The organism is Sphingobium sp. PNB (genome assembly GCF_019873065.1).
GTDB classification, from domain to species: domain Bacteria; phylum Pseudomonadota; class Alphaproteobacteria; order Sphingomonadales; family Sphingomonadaceae; genus Sphingobium; species Sphingobium fuliginis.
In genome coordinates this window covers 1-3,806 of record NZ_JAINEZ010000172.1, presented here as the reverse complement: position 1 = coordinate 3,806, position 3,806 = coordinate 1, and the positions used below count along the sequence as shown (strand labels likewise).

General features: G+C 61.2%; 3 protein-coding genes. All 3 read left to right on the top strand.

The features are described 5' to 3' along the window. Nucleotides 1-130: 130 nt before the first annotated feature. Genes K7W03_RS26835 through K7W03_RS26825 form a run of 3 tightly spaced genes read left to right on the top strand, consistent with a single transcriptional unit; the run spans nucleotide 131 to nucleotide 3,716 of the window. A complete protein-coding gene (locus tag K7W03_RS26835) occupies nucleotides 131-1,363 on the top strand; it encodes a site-specific integrase (protein ID WP_007015824.1) in 1,233 nt (410 codons plus the stop codon). Then, entirely contained in the window at nucleotides 1,360-2,715 is a 1,356-nt protein-coding gene (locus K7W03_RS26830; protein WP_009823940.1) for a tyrosine-type recombinase/integrase, read from the top strand. The genes K7W03_RS26835 and K7W03_RS26830 overlap by 4 nt, the downstream gene beginning before the upstream one ends. Next, nucleotides 2,712-3,716 (top strand): site-specific integrase, encoded by a 1,005-nt coding sequence (locus K7W03_RS26825; RefSeq protein WP_009823939.1) that lies wholly within the window; start codon nucleotides 2,712-2,714, stop codon nucleotides 3,714-3,716. The genes K7W03_RS26830 and K7W03_RS26825 overlap by 4 nt, the downstream gene beginning before the upstream one ends. Nucleotides 3,717-3,806 lie beyond the last annotated feature (90 nt).

Here is a 3,806-nt window from a genome sequence, read left to right as displayed (position 1 = left end):
TTATCGCGAGGAAGCGGTAATGCGGAGGAGCGCGGCGTAACCGGCGAATTCCCATGATAGTGTGCGCAGTTGCTGCGCATTATATTGGTTGCGAACCTCGGCGGTCCCTGGACCAGCTGAGGAGGCAATCATGTTGAAGTTGCATGACGAGTTGATCACCGAACTCTCGAATTCGCTCACCACACAGAATTACAATCCCGTGGTCGTGGCGAACCACCGTCTCTACGCCCGCGCGTTTCTCGATTATCTGGCCGAGTGCGATATACAGGTCGAGACTGTGACGCCGCAGCAGGTCGATCAGTATTTTGGCTATGCGGTTCAGGATTTTGAGATCCAGTACGGTCGGCCTCCCAGTGCGCGTTGGCACATGTTGCCCCGCACCGCGATCGCCAAGCTCCTCCGGCTTGCTCAAGGCAATTGGCCCCCGGACGCAGAAATGATCGGTCCCGATGACGAGCATCGACATGAAATTTGCCGCGAATACGAGGCATGGCTGCGCGAGGAGCGCGGTTTGGCAAGCGCGTCCATTGCGGCGCTGATGTGGGAGGCGCGAAACTTCCTGCGATGGCAGTTCGACCGGGCCGGTGCCGCCAGCCTCGAAACGTTGAGCATCGTGGACATCGATCTCTACATGGACATGCGCGCGCCTGGTTTACGGCGCAAATCATTGGCCGATGTCGCTGAGCGTCTCCGTTCGGTGGTTCGCCATCTGCATCGGACGGGTCGCATCCCGACCGATCTGACGCCACACATCATCGGCCCCATGCTCTATGCCTACGAAGATGTGCCGTCGACGCTGGAAAGGAGCCAAATCGCCGCGGTTCTGGCGACAACGCAGGAGGACAGATCGCCACGCGGACTACGCGATTATGCGATACTTCAGCTGCTTGCCACGTATGGGCTGCGCGAAGGTGAGATATGCCGCCTTCGGCTCGATGACGTGGACTGGCGCGCAGAATCCCTCCGGATCTGCCACACCAAGACCAACGCGTACTCGTACATGCCGCTAATGGTGACTGTTGGTGAAGCGCTGCTGGATTATCTGCGCCTTGGGCGGCCCCAGGTTGAAGTGCGGGAAATCTTCGTCCGATCCTGCGCACCCTATATCGCAATGACGAACCTGTACGGCATGATCCGCGGTCGGTTGGCCGCCGCAGGCGTAGTGCCAGCAGGAAAGCGGGGGCCGCATGTCTTCCGCCACGCACGTGCGGTCGAAATGCTGCGGGCATCGGTCCCGCAAAAGATCATCGGCGACGTGCTCGGGCATCGATCCACCGAATCCACCAATACTTATCTCAAACTGGCAACAGATGATCTCCGAGCCGTGGCACTCGAGGTGCCTGGAATGGAGGTGCTGTCATGAGCGCCTGGCACGATCCCGATCGCACCGTCGTCGACGCCTTCCTGGTAAAATCGCAGTTCCGGCCGGGAAGCGTACCGACATATCGCTGGTTCCTTTGCACCTTCGAAGATGTTGCCCGCCGGCATCCGGCGGTGGACCGGCAGATGCTCGACGCCTGGCTGAAGGAGATGCAAAAACGTTGGCGATTGTCGACGCTGCTCAATCAGGTCTGCATTGTCGACCGCTTCCTCGACCACCTCGTCGAAATCGGGCTGATCGCCGACAACCCTGTTGCTGCACTTCGCCGTCGGTACAACGTCAAGCAAAGCAAGCCGATCTGGCGGGCCTTGGCTTCCCCGAATCCCGACGAATCCTTGGCCGCGTTACGACGGCCTGCGCCCTTCGGCAGCGTGCTGGGTGACTTCATGCAAGACCATGTCATGCTGATGCGCAGCCGGGGATATCAATATGAAGCGCAGGCTCACTGGCTGCTGCGGTTCGATCGGTTCCTTCAGGCCCGTCCCGACCTCGCGGAGCAACCACTTGAGGCAATGATTGCGAGCTGGGCGGCTGCCAAGCCGACCCGCAACCACGCGGCTGAATGCCAGAAGCTGGCGCGCATCCTGACCAAGGCGCGGTTCCGCCTCGATCCGACTATCCCGCCAAAGCGCTTCAATCCCCGGCCAGAGCGGGAAGTAGCGCGGGAGCATCGGCAACCGCATATCTTCAGCCCGGCTGACGTTCGGCGTATGCTCGATACCGCACGGACTTATCCGTCGCCGGACGCTCCGCTGCGGCCGTTGACCCTCTACACCATGATCATGCTGGCCTATTGTGCCGGGCTACGGCGAAGCGAGCTGGCATGGCTCGATCTTGGTGACGTGGACCTGCAATCAAGCACGATCACGATCCGGGAAACGAAGTTCTACAAGACCAGGATCTTGCCTCTATCCGACAGTGTCGCGGTCGAACTGCGCGCGTACATCGATGCGAGGCGGCGCGCTGGCGGCCCACAGAACCCGAAATCAGGGCTGTTCTGGCATGCCCACTTAAATGACCGCTACAGGCCCGAGGCGGTTACGACAATGATTACCAACGTCATGCGCCGTGCTGGGCTCAAGCCCGCTTCGGGCCGGACCGGGCCGCGGGTCCATGACCTTCGTCACTCGATGGTGGTGAACCGCATCCTCCAGTGGTACCGGTCCGGCATTAACCCTCAGGAAAAACTGCACTTCCTCTCGACCTACATGGGGCACCGGGATCTCCACTCCACGCTGGTCTACATCACCGTCACGCAGGATCTGTTGCAGGAAGCCAGTGAACGGTTCCGCGCGCTCGGCGCCCCGTGCCTTGTCACGGAGGCGCGGCCATGAGGAAAGGCAATCCATTGCCCGCGTTGTTGCGGGCGTTCTTCCAGGAGTGGCTGGCCGAGCAGCGCAGCGCGTCAATCCACACGATCCGCTCTTATCGCGACACCTGGCGGCTGCTGCTTCGGTTCGTCGCGGAGCGAAAAGGCTGCGGGGTCGCGCGGCTGACGCTCACCGACGTCTCGGCCGGCGAGGTGCGCGCGTTCCTTCATCATACCGAGCATGGCCGCAAGACCACGATCGGCACGCGGAACTGCCGACTGGCCGCCATCCGCAGCTTCTTCAGCTTCGTGGCGGACAAGAATCCGGAATACATCGCGCAGTGCTCAGAGGTCCTGGCTGTTCCGTTGAAGCGGGAGCCCACCTCCGCGCCGTGCTACCTCGAGCCCGAGGAGGTCGAGGCCATCCTCGCCCAGCCCAACCGATCGACACTCGAAGGGCTGCGCGACCATGTACTGCTCTCGTTCCTCTATAACAGTGGCGCGCGAATCCAAGAGGCGCTTGACCTCTGTCCCGAAGCAATCCGGTTCGATGCACCGAACTTCGTGCGTCTTTACGGCAAGGGGCGCAAGGAACGCATCTGCCCGCTCTGGCCAGAAACCGTGGCATTGCTCAGGAAGCTACTGGAGCGACAGCCCCGTGCGCCCGATGAGCGGATCTTCGTCAATCGATACGGTGAACCGCTAGGGGCGTCAGGGGTGCGGTTCAAGCTCAACGCCTACGTGGAACAAGCCGCGAAATCGACGCTGACCCTCCAGTCAAAACACGTTACGCCTCACAGCTTCCGGCACGCGACCGCCGTCCACCTCGTTGCCGCCGGGGTCGATATCACCGTCATCCGCAGTTGGCTCGGGCACGTCAGTCTCGATACGACCAATCACTATGCTCAGGCCAATCTGGAGACCAAACGAAAGGCGCTGGAACAGGTTGGCGCCCCGGCGGCGAGCAACGTGCCACCTTCGTGGAAGCGAGATGCCAATCTGATGGGATGGCTCGACACCCTATAGAATAATGTGAAGGACGTGGCGAAATGTTCCGCAGCTTTGCAGGACTACGCCGCGCTCCTCCGCATTACCGCTTCCTCGCGATAAGCGATC

Bases quoted from the DNA above. Each gene is read 5' to 3' on its own strand.
- K7W03_RS26830 (WP_009823940.1), top strand. From the start codon at position 1,360: ATGAGCGCCTGGCACGATCCCGATCGCACCGTCGTCGACGCCTTCCTG.
- K7W03_RS26835 (WP_007015824.1), top strand. From the start codon at position 131: ATGTTGAAGTTGCATGACGAGTTGATCACCGAACTCTCGAATTCGCTC.
- K7W03_RS26825 (WP_009823939.1), top strand. From the start codon at position 2,712: ATGAGGAAAGGCAATCCATTGCCCGCGTTGTTGCGGGCGTTCTTCCAG.